Consider the following 14,675-nt stretch of genomic DNA (forward strand, 5'->3'; position numbering starts at 1 on the left):
GAGAATCCCGCATTGGGTGGGCGTGGCGGCGCGCCGCCACGCCCACCCCGAATGGGATTCTTAAGGGCCCACGGCCCTTAAGCCGCCGGAGGCCAATCAACCCCAAGGAGCACGCACCGTCCCCAGGCTTGGCCCCCCCCTCGCTAGCGCCAGGCGGCCAGGAACTGGGCCGGGGTGCCTCCGGCGCGCAGGTGGGTGATAAGCGCCGAGCCGAAGACCACGGCGTCGGGGCCCTCGCCCAGGGCGGCGAGCTGGTCGGGGGTTTTGAGACCGAAGCCCAGGGCCAGGGGCACGCTGAAGGTCCGCTTGGCCTCGGCCAGCTTGTCGCGGATGGCGCCGGGCAGGGCGGCGCGCTCGCCGGTGACGCCCAGCACGGACACGAAGTAGGCGAAGCCGGTGGCGTCCTTGGCGTAGAGGGCCAGGCGCGCGGGGCTGGTGTTCAGGCCCACCAGGGGGATGAGGTCCAGGCCGTGGGCCGTGAGTGCCGCGCGGATGTCCGCCGATTCTTCGTGGGGCACGTCGGGGATGATGACGCCGCTCACCCCGGCGCGGGCGGCGTCGCGGGCGAAGGCGTCCAGGCCGTATTGCAGGAACGGGTTCAGGTAGCCCATGAGCACGATGCCCGCCTGGAACTGCCCGGCGCGTTTTTCCAGCTCTTGGAGGATCCATTTGAGGGTCACGCCGCGTTCCAGGCATTCCAGGGCCGCCTGTTCCACGGTGGGGCCGTCGGCCACGGGGTCGGAGAAGGGCACGCCGATTTCGATGATGTCGGCGCCTGCGCGGTCGAGGTCGGCCACGGCGTCCCAGAACTGGTCCAGGCCGGGGAACCCTGCGGGCAGGTAGGGGATGAGCGCCTTGCGCCCGGCGGCCTGGGCCTCGCGGATGCGTTGGGTGAGTTTGGAAGGCATATGCGTTCTCCTGCGCGGGCTGGCCGCGCGGTTGGGTGCGTTGGGTGCGGGGTCGGCTAGACGCCGAGCACTTCGGCCACGATGCCCAGGTCCTTGTCGCCGCGCCCCGAGAGGTTGACCACCACGTTGGAGCCGGGCTCGATGGCGTCGCGGTTTTCCAGCACGTAGGCCAGGGCGTGGGACGACTCCAGGGCCGGGATGATGCCCTCGCGGCGGCACAGGACCTGGAAGGCGGCCAGGGCCTGGGTGTCGTTGACGGTCACGTATTCGGCGCGGCCCGAGGCGTCGAGCCAGGAGTGCTCGGGGCCGACGCCGGGGTAGTCCAGGCCCGGGGCCACGGAGTGCGAGGGCAGGATCTGGCCGTCGGCGGTCTGGAGCAGGCGGGTGCGCGTGCCGTGGAGCACGCCGGGGGTGCCCTGGGTCACGGAGGCCGAGTGGTAGCAGCCCGGCTGGCCGGTGCCTGCGGCCTCCACGCCCACCAGGCGCACCTCGCGGTCCTCCACGAAGGGGTGGAAGATGCCCATGGCGTTGGACCCGCCGCCCACGCAGGCCACCACGAGGTCGGGCAGGGTGCCGAAGCGCTCCACGCACTGCTGGCGGCATTCGTGGCCGATGACGGACTGGAAGTCGCGCACCAGCTCGGGGAAGGGCGCGGGGCCGACCACCGAGCCGATGCAGTAGTGCGTGTCGGCCTGCTCGGCGATCCAGTGGCGCAGGGCGGCGTTGATGGCGTCCTTGAGGGTCTTGGTGCCGGACTCCACGGGGCGGACCTCGGCGCCCAGCAGGCGCATGCGCTGCACGTTGTGGGCCTGGCGGACCACATCGGTGGCGCCCATGTAGACGATGCACGACAGGCCGAGCATGGCCGCCGCCGTGGCCGAGGCCACGCCGTGCTGGCCCGCGCCGGTTTCGGCCAGCAGCACGCGCTTGCCCATGTGCCGGGTCAGCAGGGCCTGGCCGATGGTGTTGTTGATTTTGTGGGCGCCGGTGTGCGCCAGGTCCTCGCGCTTGAGGTAGAGGTTGAAGCCCAGCTCCGCCGAGAGGTTGGGGCAGCGGTAGAGCGGGGTGGAGCGGCCCACGTATTCGGCCAGGATCTGTCCGAATTCCGTGAGGAAGGGCTTGGAGCGGGCGATGGTGCGGTAGGCGTCCTCCAGTTCCTTGAGCGGCGGCATGAGCAGCTCGGGCACGAACTGCCCGCCGAATTCTCCGAAGTATCCTTTTCTCATGGTGCGTCGTCCTTTTCGGGCGGGCGGGGGCCCGGCCCGGTTTGGTGGTTGCGGGTGCGCCGGGGTCAGCCCCGGGGGCGGAGCAGGGCCAGGGCCGCGCGGATGCGCGCGTGGTCCTTGACGCCGGGGGCCGATTCCAGGCCGGAGTTGAGGTCGTAGCCCGCCGGGGTGCAGGCAGCCATGGCCGCAGGCAGGGTTTCGGGCGACAGCCCGCCCGCCAGCAGCCAGGGCACGGGGCTTTCCAGGCCAGCCAGGCGTTCGGCGTCCTGGGCGCGGCCATGGCCGCCGCCGGAGGTTCCGGCGTCCAGCAGGGCGTAGGCCATGGCCGGAGCCATGCGGTGCAGGTCGTCCTCCAGGGCCGCGCGCGCGGGGTAGCGCTCGGGCCAGAACACGCGCAGTACCCGCCCGGGGCCCACGGCGCGGCAGAAGGCCGGGTCGTTGTCGCCGCACAGCTGGGCCAGGTCCAGGCGGGCGGCGGCCATGACGTGAAGCACCTCGGCCTGGGTCTGGCGCACGAAGACGCCCACGCGCAGGGCGCCGGGGGTGTGCAGGGCGGCGGCTCGGGCCGGGGTCACGCAGCGCGGGCTCGGGGGGTGGAAGATGAACCCGAGCATGTCCACGCCCGCGTCCAGGCAGGCGTCGGCGTCCTCCTGGCGGGTGATGCCGCAGACCTTGACCAGGGGCCGGGCGGGGTGGGGTGCGGGGGCCCCGGCGGGGCGGGTGTCGCTCATTGTCTGCTCTCCTCGATGAGCCGGGCCAGGGCCGCGCCGGGGTCGGCGCCCTCCATGAGGAAGGTGCCCACCAGCACGGCGTCGTAGCCCAGGGCGGCCAGCTCGGCCACCTGGGCGCCGCGCGTGATGCCGCTGGCCGAGATCCAGGTTTCGCCGGGCATCTTGGCGCCAGCCAGCCGGCGCGAGACATCCAGCGAGATTTCCAGGGTGTCCAGGTCGCGGTTGTTGACCTGGATCAGGGTCGCCCCGGCGCCGCGCGCCCGGGCCAGGTCTTCGCCGTCGAAGACCTCGGTCACGGTTTCCAGGCCCAGGTCGGCGGCCAGGGCGATCATGTGCGCCAGCTCGCGGGGCTCGACCATGCGCGCGATGAGCAGCAGGGCCGAGGCCGGGGTGGCCGCCGTGTGGCGCACCTGGAGCGGGTGGAGCACGAAGTCCTTGCGCAAGAGTGGCAGCCCCGCTGGAACGCAGGCGTCCAGGAAGCCCAGCTCGCCCCGGAAGTGGTCGGCCTCGGTGAGCACGCTCATGGCGGCGGCCCCGCCGCGCGCGTAGGCCCGGGCCACGTCCAGGGGCCCCAGGGCGAGGTTGATGTCGCCCCGGCTGGGCGAGGCGCGCTTGTATTCGGCCACCACGGCCCCGGACCCCGCCGCGCGCAGGGCCGCCGCGAAGGGCGGGCGCGGGCCGGGCCGGGGCGCGGGCATCCGCCCCCCGGCGTCCAGGGCCATGAGGTCCATGATCTCGCGGCGCTTGGCCTGGGCGAAACGTTCAAGCATGGAGCAGCGCCCTCCCGACTCCGGCGGCCACGGCGGCCCGGGCCTGTTCCACGGCGGCGGCCATGTCCGGCGCGGCGTCCAGCAGGTGCAGGCACGCGGCCACGTTGAGCACGAGCATGTCGCGCATGGCCTGCGGGCCGCCGCCTTCCAGCAGCTCGCGCAGCACGGCCACGGCGGCGTCCTTGCTGGCCACGGCCACGTCCTCGGGCTTGTGCTGCGCAAGGCCCAGGGCCTGGGGGTCGATGACGTCCTCGCGCAGCCAGCCGTCGCGAACCCAGACCACGGAGTTTACACCAAAGGGCGTCAGCTCGTCGAATCCGCCCGCGCCGTGGACCACGCAGGCCCGCGACACGCCCGTCAGCGCCAGGACCTTGGCCATGCGCGGGGCGAACCCCGGGATGCCCACGCCCAGGAGCTGGTGCGTGGGCCGGGCCGGGTTGAGCAGCGGCCCCAGCAGGTTGAACAGCGTGCGGCAGCCGATCTCGCGGCGCACGGGCATGATATGCTTGAAGGCCGGGTGGTAGCCCGGGGCGAAGAGGAAGGCGAAGTGCCGCGCGGCCAGCTCGCCCGCCACGGCGTCGGGCTCGGTGGTCAGGGACAGGCCCAGGGCCTCCAGGGCGTCGGCGCTGCCGCAGGTGCTCGACACCGAGCGGTTGCCGTGCTTGACCACGTCGTGGCCCAGCCCCGCCAGCACCAGGGCCGTGGCCGTGGAGCAGTTGAAGCTGCACGTGCCGTCGCCGCCGGTGCCGCAGGTGTCGATGCGCGGGCCGGACAGGCCGTGTACGGGCCGGGCGTGGCGCAGGGCCGCGCGCACGGCGGCGGCCAGCTCGCGGGCGGTCTCGCCCTTGGTTTTGAGGCCCATGAGGAACGACCCGGCCTGGGCCGGGGTCATGGTGCCGTCCATGAGCCGGGCGAAGGCCTCGTCGGCCATCTCTGCGGGCAGATCCTTGTGGTAGGCCAGAAGTTCCAGAACGTCGGCCATGTGCATGGTCATCGCATCTCTCCTTGGGGCAGCAGGGCTTGGGGGAAATTGGCGAGCAGGCGCTCGCCGTCGGGGGTCAGCACCGATTCGGGGTGGAACTGCACGCCCGCCCAGGGGCGGTCGGTGTATTCCAGGCCCATGACCTCGCCCTGGTCCGTGCGCGCGGTGACGCGCAACAGCGCCTGGGTCGGGGCCGGGGCCTTGTCCACGTCCACCACCAGCGAATGGTAGCGCCCGACCTCCATGGGCCGGGGCAGGCCCGCGAACAGGCCCGTGGCGTCGTGGTCCACCAGCGAGGTCTTGCCGTGCATGATGCGCGCGTTGACCACCACGGGCGCCCCCGCGAACAGGCCCAGGGCCTGGTGGCCCAGGCACACGCCCAGCACGGGCACCGCGTGGGGCAGCCGGGCCAGGAATTCCAGGCACAGCCCCGCGTTCTCGGGGCGGCTGGGGCCCGGGGAGAGGCAGACCATGGCCAGGGCCGGGTCCGTGGCCAGCTCCAGCAGGGCGGGATCGTCGTTCTTCTTCACCAGCGGGTCGCGGCCCTGGCGCTGGAAGGCCTGCACGAGGTTGAAGGTGAACGAGTCGTAGTTGTCAATCAGCAAGAACATCGAGGCCTCCCTTGCCGGTCAGGATTTCACGGATGACGCGGGCCTTGTTGTGGCATTCCTGCCATTCGCGGTCGGGGTCGGAGTCGTAGACGATACCCGCGCCCGCCTGCCAGGACAGCACCCCCCCGCGCACCCACATGCTGCGGATGGTGATGCCGGTGTCCAGGTCCACGCGGCCCGGGTCCAGCCCCAGCCAGCCGATGGCCCCCGCGTAGGGCCCGCGCCCCTGGCGCTCGATATCGGCGATGATCTGCATGGCCCGCACCTTGGGCGCGCCGGACACCGTGCCCGCCGGAAACGTGCTGGCCAGCACGTCCAGGGCGTCCAGGCCGTCCTTGAGCCGGGCGCTGACGTAGGAGGTCAGGTGCATGACGTGGGAGAAGCGCTCCACCTGCATGTACTTGTCCACGCGCACCGAGCCGGGGGTGGCGATGCGCCCCAGGTCGTTGCGGCCCAGGTCCACGAGCATGACGTGTTCGGCGCGTTCCTTGGGGTCGGCCAGCAGCTCGGCGGCCAGGGCTTCGTCCTGGGCGGGGCTGTCGCCGCGCGGGCGGGTGCCCGCGATGGGGCAGGTGGTCAGCTCGCCGCCCCGGCAGCGCACGAGCATCTCCGGCGAGGAGCCCAGCAGCTCGACCTTGGGCAGGCGCATGTAGAACATGTACGGCGAGGGGTTCACCTGGCGCAGCCGCCGGTAGAGCACGAAGCTGTCGCCCTCGAAGGAGGCCGAGAAGCGCGTGGAGAGCACGGTCTGGATGCACTCGCCCTGGCGGATCAGCTCGATGGCGTCGGCCACGCCCTTCTTGTAGGAGCCCTCGCCGGGGTCGGTGCGCACCTCGCCGACGTTGGGCACCACGGGGGTGCGGGTCACGTTGCGGATGTCCGCCTGGGGCCGCACGCCCTTGGTCAGGGTCAGGAAGCACAGCCGGTGGTAGAGGTGGTCGAACATGACCACGTTGCCGGGCAGCACCAGGCAGGCCTCGGCCTCACCGGCGGGCAGCAGCGGCGCGAGCTTGGGCTCGAACATGCCCGCCACCCCGTAGCCGAAGTAGCCCATGAGCGAGCGCGTGATGGGCGGCAGCTCCTCGAAGCCCTCGGCGGGCACGATGCGCAGGTGGGCCATGACCTGGCGCACCCCGTCCAGGAAGGGCAGGCCGTTGAAGGCCTTCATGCCCTGCAGGCGCTCGTCGCGCACGCCCACGTCCAGCCTGCCGCGGGTGCAGGACAGGCGCATGGCGTAGTTGTAGGCCACGATGCTGTAGCGCCCGAAGCGGCCGTCCACCTCGGCGCTTTCCAGCAGCAGGCCCTGCTTGTGCCCCACCAGCCCGAGGAACAGGCTGACCGGGGTCTGGATGTCGGCGGGCAGCCATTGCCCGTACTGCCTCAGTTCCATGGGTTCCATGACTCCTCCTTCTTCCCTGTGCTCCGGTTGGGCGCCCGGGCCTGGCCCGCGCGCGGTGCAAAAGAAAACGCCGCATTCCCCGGGGGAGGATGCGGCGTGTCATCGATGATCTATCGACCTGCGTGCATCAGCCTCCCCCGCCGGTGTCGTGTCGCCACCACCAGTTGGCCCGCTCGCACAGCAGTTCGATGTCGCCGCCAGCGGCGATGTTGAGCATGGACCGGTAGGTGCGCACGGCGTCCTGGGTGTAGGGGTTGGCGTCCATGAGCCCGGCGAAGAGCGCGCTGTCTTCGGTGAGCATCTTGCGCGCGGCCTCCAGGCGGCGGGTGAAGCTGGGGGTGGCGAAGTCGGCCAGGTCGGGCCGCTGGGCCAGGGTGGCCAGGTAGGCCACGCTGGTCACGAAATTCAGGCCCTGGACGTGGGCCATGGCCTCGTCGTGGGCTTCGGCGGTGGTGGCAAAGGGCGTGAAGCCCAGGCGGGCCATGAGGTCGGCCACGGCCCCGGCGGCGGCCTCGCCGCGCCCGGGCACGATGGCCACCCGCGTGGCGTCCGGCCCCGGGGTGGGGCCGAAGAGCGGGTGCGTGCCCACCACCGGGCCGGGGTGGGCCGCCAGCATTTCGGCCAGGGGCTGGACCTTCACCGAGCAGATGTCGGCCAGGATCTGCCCCGGGGCCATGGCCGCCGCGCACAGCCCGGCCACCTCGGCCATGGCCGCGGCGGGCACGGCCAGGAGCACCAGGTCCGCCCCCCGGGCACCCTGGGCCAGGGCCTCGGGGGAGAGCGGCGCGTCCAGCCCGCGCACGGCCAGCCCGGTGGCGCGGGCCCGCTCGGCCAGCAGGCGCCCCATGCGCCCCCGGGCGCCCACGAGCAGGATGTCGCCAATGTTCATAACAGTCCTAGGCATCTGGAATCACGACTCAAGTTGCGAAACGAGCTTGTTCCATTCGTCGAAGAAGCCCGGGAAGGACTTGGCCACGCAGCCCGGGGTGTCGAATTCGGGGCGCACGCCCGCCAGGCGCAGCAGGGAGGTGCTCATGGCGATGCGGTGGTCGCCGTAGGTGGTGACGGGCACCGTGCTCCCGGCGGCCAGGGGCGCGGGGTCGATGCGCAGCCCGTCGGGCAGCACCGTGACCCGGGCCCCGGCGCGGCCCAGCTCCGTGGCCGTGGCCTCCAGGCGGTCGCATTCCTTGATGCGCAGGTGCGCGGCGCCGTGGATCTCCGTGGGCGTTGCCGCGAAGCAGGCGGCGGCGGCCACGGTGGGCACGATGTCCGGGCAGGCGGCCATGTCCACGGTCACGCCCGCCAGGGGCCCGGCCTCGGGCGGGGCCACGGTCACGGCGTCGTCGTGCCACATGACGCGCGCGCCCATCTGGCGCAGGATGTCCAGGATGGCGCGGTCGCCCTGGAGCGAATCCTCGCGCAGGCCCGCCACGCGCACCGGGTGCGGCCCCACGGCCCCGGCGGCCAGGAAATACGAGGCGTTGCTCCAGTCGCCCTCGACCACGTAGCTCCCGGCGCGGTAAGCCCCGGGGCGGACCACGAAGCGCACCCGGCCCGGGTCCACGCGGCGCATGGTCCGCCAGTCGGCGGAAATCCAGGACTCGCCGTCGTGGCGCTGGGCCTTGGCGCGCACGCCAAACAGCTCCTGCACGGCCAGGGTCAGGGCCACATAGGGCCAGGACACGACCTTGGTGCCGCCCACGGCGATGACCATATGGCGCGACGCCGAAGGCGCGGCCAGCAGCAGGCCCGAGAGGTACTGGCTGGACTCGTCCAGGTCCACGGTGATTTCGCCGCCGCTCAGGCCCGCAGCGGTCATCACGAAGGGCGGGTAGCCCGGGCGGGCCTCCCAGTGGAAGCGCGTGCCCAGAGCTTCCAGGGCCCGGGCCAGGGCGCCGATGGGCCGCTCGTGCATGCGCGGGGCGCCGTGCACGCGGAACAGGCCCTGCCCGGCGGCGGCCACGGCGGTCATCAGCCGGCAGGTGGTGCCTGATTCGTGGACGTCCAGGCTCACGGGCTCGGCCTGCCCGCCCCGGGGCCGCCCGGCCACGCCCTCCACGCGCAGCGCGTCGCCGTCGGCCTCGAAGCGCGCGCCGCAGGCCGCCAGGCAGCCCATGGTCCGCTCCAGGTCGTCGCTTTGCAGCACGCGGCGGACCTCGCTCACCCCGTCGGCCAGGGCGGCGGCGATGACCATGCGGTGCGAGAGCGACTTGCTCGGCGGGGCCTGGACGGAAACGACGTGCGCGGTCATGGCGGCGGCCCTAGAGGAGCTTCATGCCCTGGACGTTGCGCCCGTTGACGCACAGATCCACCGAGCGGGGGTTGTCGATGCGCCGCGAGGCGTTCTTGATCTCGAAGTTGACCAGGGTGCCGTCGCCGCCGTAGCCCAGCACCACGCCGGGTTTTTCGGTGTCCAGGGTGCGCACCGGGGTGGAGGAGAGCACGATGGTCAGCACGTCGTTCTTGGAGTCGTAGCACAGTTGCATGGCGGTATCCTCGCTTGCGGCCCGGGTCGCGGGCCAGGGATTGTCTTGCGCGCCGTTCTAGTCCAGCCCGGCGGACACGTCCAGGGACGGGCCCTGGGGGTAGCTGCCCAGGATGCGCATGGTGTGGCAGTTGGCGGCCACGTCGGCCAGGGCGCGGGCGTAGGCCTCGCTGCCCAGGTCGCATTCCAGGTCCACGAAAAACACGTACTTCCACTTCTCGCCGCGCATGGGCCGCGATTCGAGCTTCTTCATGTTGATGCCGTGGGCCGACAGGGCCGCCAGCACGCCCACCAGGGCCCCGGGCTTGTCGGGCACGGTGAACAGCAGCGAGGTCTTGTCGCGGACCCCGCCCGCCGCCGGGCGCGGGCCGATGACCACAAAGCGCGTCCAGTTGTCGGGCAGGTCTTCGATGCCCCGGGCCAGCACGTTCAGCCCGAACATGGCCGCCAGGGCCTTGTGGCCGATGGCTGCGGCGCCCGGGGTTTCGGCCACGCGGGCGGCGGCGGCGGCGGTGCTTTCGGCGGGGATCAGCTTGGCCCCGGGCACGTTGGTGCGCAGCCAGGCGTCGCACTGGGCCAGGGGCTGGGGGTGCGAGTACACGGCCTTGACGTCGGCCAGGCGCGGGGCCGTGGACAGCAGGGTGTGGCTGATCTTGCAGAACAGCTCGGACAGCACGTGGACCTCGAAGCGCAAAAACAGGTCCAGGCTCTGGCCCACGGTGCCGTGCAGGGAGTTCTCCAGAGGCAGGATGCCCAGCTCGGTTTCGCCCTGGGACACGGCGCGGAACACGCCCTCCAGCCCGGCCTTGGGCACGAAGTCCACGCTGTGGCCCAGAAATTCCACGCCCGCGAAGTACGAGAAGGTGCCCTCCGGGCCCAGGTAGGCCACCTGCTGCGGGCGCTGGAGCCTGCGGCTGGAGGAGAGGATCTCGCGGTAGATGGCGCGCAGGTGCTCTTCGGGCAGCGGGCCCGTGTTGGCCGCCGCCAGCCCGGCCAGCACTTCCTTCTCGCGGAAGGGCTTGAAGATCAGGTCGCGCTCCTCGGCCTTGATGCGCCCGACCTCCTGGGAGCAGGCCGCGCGGCGGTTGAGCAGCGCCAGCAGCTCGCGGTCCAGGGTGTCGATCTCGGCGCGCAGGGCGTCCATGCGCGCGGCGCAGTCCTTGGTGTCGGGCATGGCCTTATCCTTCCTTGATGTCCTCGGCGATGCGCATGCCGAAATGGCGCCCGGCCTGATCGGTGCGCACCAGGATGCGGTCGCCCTCGGCCAGGGTGACCACCGACACGGGCGAGCCGTCCTCGCGCACCACGCGGATGGTCTCGGCGTTCTGCAGGAACACCGCGCCCTCGCGCCCGGCGTCGGTGCGCGCGGTGACGAGCAGCATGGGCCGCACCTCGACCTTGACCCGGCCCACGGTGGCCAGGCTGGTGGCGCCGCGCGCGTCCACGATGAGCACCTCGTCGCCTGCGGCCAGCTCTTCCAGGTAGCGCGTGCGGTCGCCGGGCATGGCCGCGTAGGCGTGCACGGCCCCCGCGTTGACCCGGAAGGGCCGGGCCGCCACATAGGGGTTGGCCTCGGTTTCGGCGTGCACCAGGACGGTGAAGGCGCTGGAATTGCCCACCAGCATGCCCTGCCCGGTGCGCAGCATGCTCATGGTGTCCACGCAGACGCGGTGCCCCAGCCCGGCGGGGCGCACGGCGGTGACCGTGGCGGCCTCCAGGGCCAGGGTGCCCTGGCTGAGCTTGAGGTCGGCCACCACGGCCTTCATGGCCCCGGCGCCCTCGGGCAGAAGGACCACGAAGTCCACCCCGCGCTCCAGGATGCCAGCGGCCAGCCGGGCTTCGTCCAGGCTCTTCACCTCGCAGCCCAGGCCCGTGCCCTGGGCCAGCAGGTTCTCCACGGGGATGATCTCCCAGCCGTGGGCCAGGATGACGCGGGCTCCGGCGGCCAGGGCCTTGGCGGCGTCCTTTTCGTCGGCCTTGGAGCCCAGGGCCACGCGGGTGAAGTCGCCGGGGGTCAGCACCTCGATCTTGGCCAGGGCGCGCACGGCGTCGGCGTCCTTGGCGGTGGTGATCACGCCGTCCACCCCGGATTCCAGGGCCAGGGTCACCTGGGCCTTGTCGAAGGGGATGGCCTGGAAATAGATGGTCTTCATGGGCGTCTCCTGAGTGGGGGCTAGAGGTCTTCGCCCATGAATTCCACGGCCTGGTCCAGGTCCCAGTCGCCGTGGACGATGCCGTTCAGGGCCTTGAGCAGCCGCGAGACGTTCTTGTGCTGGAACACGTTGCGGCCCACGGACAGGCCCGCGCCCCCGGCCTGCACCGAGTCGTGGACCATGGCCAAAAGGTCGGTGGTGGATTCGAGCTTGGGCCCGCCCGCGATGACCACCGGGATGCAGCACGACTCCACCACGCGGGAGAAGCTGGCGATGTCGCCGGTGTAGGGCACCTTGACCACGTCGGCGCCCAGTTCCTGGCCCACGCGTGCGCAGTGGCGCACCACGTCGAGGTCGAACTCGTTCTTGATGCGCGGGCCCCGGGCGTACATCATGGCCAGCACGGGCATGCCCCAGGAGTCGGCCTTGCTGGTCACCTCGCCCAGGGCGTGCAGCATGTCGCGCTCGGTTTCGTCGCCCAGGTTGATGTGCACCGACACGCCGTCTGCGCCCAGGCGCAGGGCGTCCTCCACCGTGCCCACCAGGGTCTTGGCGTTGGGGAAGGGCGACAGCGACGTGCTGCCCGAGAGGTGGATGATCAGGCCCACGTCCTTGCCCGAGCCGCGGTGCGAGCAGCGCGGCATGCCCTTGTGCATGAGCACCGCGTTGGCGCCGCCCTCGGCGATCTGGTTCACCGTGTCGCGCAGGTCCACGATGCCGTAGATGGGCCCGACGGTGACGCCGTGGTCCAGGGGCACGACGATGATGCGCCCGGTGTTGCGGTCGAAGAGGCGCTCCAGGCGCACGGCTTTGCCCATGTTCGTGTTCATCTGCTGCTCCTGCTGCTGCGCTCCGGCGCCCGGGCCCACGGCCCCCAAGGAACAAAAAGGGCCGCGGACTTTCTGCCCGCGGCCCTGGAGGTCTGATGTGTGTTGACGCTACACAGCACCCCGTCCCTGACCGCAGGCCGGCATAAAGTACCAAAAGTACATCCAGCCGAAGCTGGAGGCGGCGGTACCGGTGCTGGTCGGGAGGGGGGTTTGGTTGCGCATGGGGGAGCAAATATCCCCGGAGGGAAGGGGTGTCAAGGGAAAAATTCACAGCCTCGGGAAAACCTGCCGCTTTCCCGGCTGGTTGCAGGTGGCGCATAGCCCGCCAGCCCGCGCCGGGCGCGGGCTGGCGGGCAAACAACCGATGATGGATTCACCTGCCGCCCCGGGGGGGCCGCCTAGCAGGTCAGGTGGAAGGCCCCGGCCACGGCGACGCCTTCGCCGCCCAGGCGGTTGAAGGCCTCCACCGCCTGGGCCGTGGGCAGGGCGTGCAGGGCGATGCCCTCGGCGGCCAGACGCCGCTCCAGAGCCTCGGACACCCGGGCCATGCCCGAGGAGCCCGTGCCGCACACCAGCACGGCAGGCCGCGCCGCCAGGATGTCGCGCACGTCGCGCACGTCGAACACATGCCCGCGCCTGCGCCACCACTTGGGCACCACCGCCCCTTCCACGATTTTCACATCGTTGCGGTAGGTCTCTCCATCGACCCGGATGACCCCGAAGTGGTATTCTTCGATGGTGGTCATGGTTGCATATAAACCGCAAAACTGCATTCTTGTCCAGAATGCTTTGTTCATTTTTGCGGATGCGATGCATCTTTTGCCGCCCTGGGCGTCCTTCCTGCGGCGCCGCAAGGCCCCGCTGCGTCAATACGTCAGCACCAGCGTGTCCGGCGCCATGGCCGCATCCACTCCGGCCCCGGCCTTGGAGGCCACGCCGTCCATGAGGTCGGCCTCGGTCATGCCGGCGATGTGCTTCATGCACATGGGGCAGGCCAGGACCGTGCCGCCGTCGCGCATGAAGGCCTCGATCATCTCGCGGATGGACTGGCCCGTGGGGTAGACCGGGGAGGGCACGCCCCGGTTGACCAGGCGCACGCCGTCCACGTTGAAGAACAGCGTGGCGGGCACGCCCTTGGATTTCATGGCCGCGTGGGTGAACTGGATGGCCATGGCCGCGCGGTTCACGTCGGCGGTGGTCACGCTGGTCATGATGCGCTGGGGTGCTCCGGCCAGGGCGGGCAGGGCCAGCAGCAGGGCCAGCAGCAGGGCCGCGCAGGCGAAAGCCGCGCGGCGGGTCGGGATGCGGTGCATATCGGGCCTCCTTGGGGTTTGTGCGCAGCCTAGCACGCCCCGGGCCCGGGGGAAAAGGAAAGAACGCGGCCCTAGAGCACCAGGCGCAGCGCCCACACCGCGCCCACGCCCGCGACCATGGCCAGGGGCAGGCTGCGCGTGGTGGCGGCGACGGCCAGGGCCACCAGCCCGGCCAGGGCCTCGGCCGGCCCCTGGGTCAGCACCGCCGGGGCCACCAGCGAGACCACCACCGCCCCGGGAATGGCCGACAGGAACGCCTCGGCGCGCCGCCCCATGCGCAGGCGGCCCACCAGGAACAGCCCGGCGGCGCGCGTGGCGTAGGTCACCGCCGCCATGGCCGCGATGGCCGCCAGGGCCTGGGCGCTAGCGCTCATGGTGCACCAGCCCGGCCAGCCCTCCGGCCAGCCCGCCCAGCAGGATGTACCATTTGCCGGGCAGAAGCTGCTGCCCGGCCACGGCCACCACGGCGGCCACCAGCCAGATGCCCGCGTCGCCCCGCCCGCGCCACAGCCCGGCCAGAAGGGCCAGGAAGGCCGCCGTGAAGGCGAAGTCCAGCCCGTAGCGCGCGGGGTCGGGCACCAGGGCCCCGGCGGCGTGCCCGGCCAGGGTGGCGCCCAGCCAGGCCGCGTAGATCACAAGCCCCGTGCCCAGCAGGAACGACGCCTTGCGCCCGCCCCGGGCGTGGTAGGCCGCCGCCAGGGCGAAGCCCTCGTCCACCAGGAAGAACATGCTGCCGTAGGCCCGCAGCGGCCCGATTCCGGCCAGGTGCGGCCCCAGGGAGGCGCCCATGAGCACATGGCGCAGGTTGACCACCAGGGCCATGAGCGCCAGGGTTGCCACGGGCAGCGGCTGGACCAGCACGTCCGGGCTCCACATCTCCAGGGCCACGAACTGCGAGGCCCCGGCGAAGACCAGGGCGCTCATGGCGCCTGCCTCGGCCAGGGTCATGCCCGCCTGCCCGGCGAGCATGCCGTAGACCAGCCCGTATGCGGCTACGCCCAGAGCCACGGGCGCCGCGCCCAGAGCGCCCAGGCGCAGCCCTTCGAGGCCGAAGCGGCCCGGGGCGCCCGGGCTTGCGTGGGGTGGGGTCATGCGTCCTCCGTTGCGCGGGTCCTGCTGCCCGTGGCGGACTTGCCGCCCGGGGCTCCATTTCCTGATATGTAGCGCCCCTGGGCCGCCTTGCGCAACCCCGCAGGCGACGCCGGGGCGCTTGGGCAAGGGGGGCGGCCCGGGCTTGCTCCCGCCCCGGGTTTTGCCTACAGTCCTG

At 71.9% G+C, this 14,675-nt stretch carries 17 protein-coding genes; all 17 read right to left on the reverse strand.

Annotated features, from left to right (window positions below):
- Positions 1-143: 143 nt before the first annotated feature.
- The 17 genes from trpA to G495_RS18730 all read right to left on the reverse strand — a co-directional run bounded on the left by trpA (position 144) and on the right by G495_RS18730 (position 14,500).
- The gene (gene trpA, locus G495_RS0111000; RefSeq protein ID WP_028587856.1) at positions 144-908 is read right to left on the reverse strand and encodes a tryptophan synthase subunit alpha; all 765 of its coding nucleotides are present in this window, start codon (positions 906-908) and stop codon (positions 144-146) included.
- Between the two features lie 56 nt (positions 909-964).
- The gene (gene trpB / locus G495_RS0111005) at positions 965-2,134 is read right to left on the reverse strand and encodes a tryptophan synthase subunit beta (protein WP_028587857.1); all 1,170 of its coding nucleotides are present in this window, start codon (positions 2,132-2,134) and stop codon (positions 965-967) included.
- Between the two features lie 65 nt (positions 2,135-2,199).
- On the reverse strand, positions 2,200-2,865 hold the full coding sequence (locus G495_RS0111010) for a phosphoribosylanthranilate isomerase (protein ID WP_051445289.1): 666 nt from the start codon (positions 2,863-2,865) through the stop codon (positions 2,200-2,202).
- On the reverse strand, positions 2,862-3,635 hold the full coding sequence (locus G495_RS0111015; RefSeq protein WP_028587859.1) for an indole-3-glycerol-phosphate synthase: 774 nt from the start codon (positions 3,633-3,635) through the stop codon (positions 2,862-2,864). Before G495_RS0111015 ends, G495_RS0111010 begins: the two co-directional genes overlap by 4 nt.
- The gene (gene trpD, locus G495_RS0111020; RefSeq protein WP_028587860.1) at positions 3,628-4,629 is read right to left on the reverse strand and encodes an anthranilate phosphoribosyltransferase; all 1,002 of its coding nucleotides are present in this window, start codon (positions 4,627-4,629) and stop codon (positions 3,628-3,630) included. The genes G495_RS0111015 and trpD overlap by 8 nt, the downstream gene beginning before the upstream one ends.
- Positions 4,626-5,228 carry an anthranilate synthase component II gene (locus tag G495_RS0111025; RefSeq protein ID WP_028587861.1) on the reverse strand — a complete coding sequence of 201 codons (603 nt, stop codon included), beginning with the start codon at positions 5,226-5,228 and terminating at the stop codon, positions 4,626-4,628. The genes trpD and G495_RS0111025 overlap by 4 nt, the downstream gene beginning before the upstream one ends.
- Positions 5,212-6,627, reverse strand: a complete 1,416-nt coding sequence (locus G495_RS0111030; RefSeq protein WP_028587862.1) for an anthranilate synthase component I family protein — start codon at positions 6,625-6,627, stop codon at positions 5,212-5,214. The genes G495_RS0111025 and G495_RS0111030 overlap by 17 nt, the downstream gene beginning before the upstream one ends.
- 127 nt (positions 6,628-6,754) lie before the next feature.
- The gene (locus tag G495_RS0111035) at positions 6,755-7,531 is read right to left on the reverse strand and encodes a prephenate dehydrogenase/arogenate dehydrogenase family protein (RefSeq protein ID WP_245588415.1); all 777 of its coding nucleotides are present in this window, start codon (positions 7,529-7,531) and stop codon (positions 6,755-6,757) included.
- A gap of 6 nt (positions 7,532-7,537) precedes the next feature.
- A complete protein-coding gene (gene aroA, locus G495_RS0111040; protein ID WP_028587864.1) occupies positions 7,538-8,878 on the reverse strand; it encodes a 3-phosphoshikimate 1-carboxyvinyltransferase in 1,341 nt (446 codons plus the stop codon).
- Between the two features lie 10 nt (positions 8,879-8,888).
- Entirely contained in the window at positions 8,889-9,113 is a 225-nt protein-coding gene (locus G495_RS0111045) for a DUF2283 domain-containing protein (RefSeq protein ID WP_028587865.1), read from the reverse strand.
- A gap of 57 nt (positions 9,114-9,170) precedes the next feature.
- On the reverse strand, positions 9,171-10,286 hold the full coding sequence (gene pheA, locus G495_RS0111050; protein WP_035251844.1) for a prephenate dehydratase: 1,116 nt from the start codon (positions 10,284-10,286) through the stop codon (positions 9,171-9,173).
- A 4-nt stretch (positions 10,287-10,290) separates the two neighbouring features.
- Entirely contained in the window at positions 10,291-11,265 is a 975-nt protein-coding gene (locus tag G495_RS0111055) for a 3-dehydroquinate synthase II family protein (RefSeq protein ID WP_028587867.1), read from the reverse strand.
- A 20-nt stretch (positions 11,266-11,285) separates the two neighbouring features.
- Complete coding sequence (locus G495_RS0111060) at positions 11,286-12,095, reverse strand: 2-amino-3,7-dideoxy-D-threo-hept-6-ulosonate synthase (protein ID WP_028587868.1); 810 nt, start codon at positions 12,093-12,095, stop codon at positions 11,286-11,288.
- A gap of 398 nt (positions 12,096-12,493) precedes the next feature.
- A complete protein-coding gene (locus G495_RS0111065) occupies positions 12,494-12,841 on the reverse strand; it encodes an Mth938-like domain-containing protein (RefSeq protein ID WP_028587869.1) in 348 nt (115 codons plus the stop codon).
- A 120-nt stretch (positions 12,842-12,961) separates the two neighbouring features.
- A complete protein-coding gene (locus tag G495_RS0111070; RefSeq protein ID WP_051445290.1) occupies positions 12,962-13,408 on the reverse strand; it encodes a DsrE family protein in 447 nt (148 codons plus the stop codon).
- Positions 13,409-13,479: 71 nt separating this feature from the next.
- Positions 13,480-13,782: an AzlD family protein gene (locus G495_RS0111075; protein WP_028587871.1), complete on the reverse strand. Its 303-nt coding sequence runs from the start codon at positions 13,780-13,782 to the stop codon at positions 13,480-13,482.
- Entirely contained in the window at positions 13,772-14,500 is a 729-nt protein-coding gene (locus G495_RS18730) for an AzlC family ABC transporter permease (protein WP_035251846.1), read from the reverse strand. Before G495_RS18730 ends, G495_RS0111075 begins: the two co-directional genes overlap by 11 nt.
- Between the last annotated feature and the right edge of the window lie 175 nt (positions 14,501-14,675).

The sequence above is a fragment of the Desulfocurvus vexinensis DSM 17965 genome, assembly GCF_000519125.1.
Taxonomy (GTDB): Bacteria; Desulfobacterota; Desulfovibrionia; order Desulfovibrionales; family Desulfovibrionaceae; genus Desulfocurvus; species Desulfocurvus vexinensis.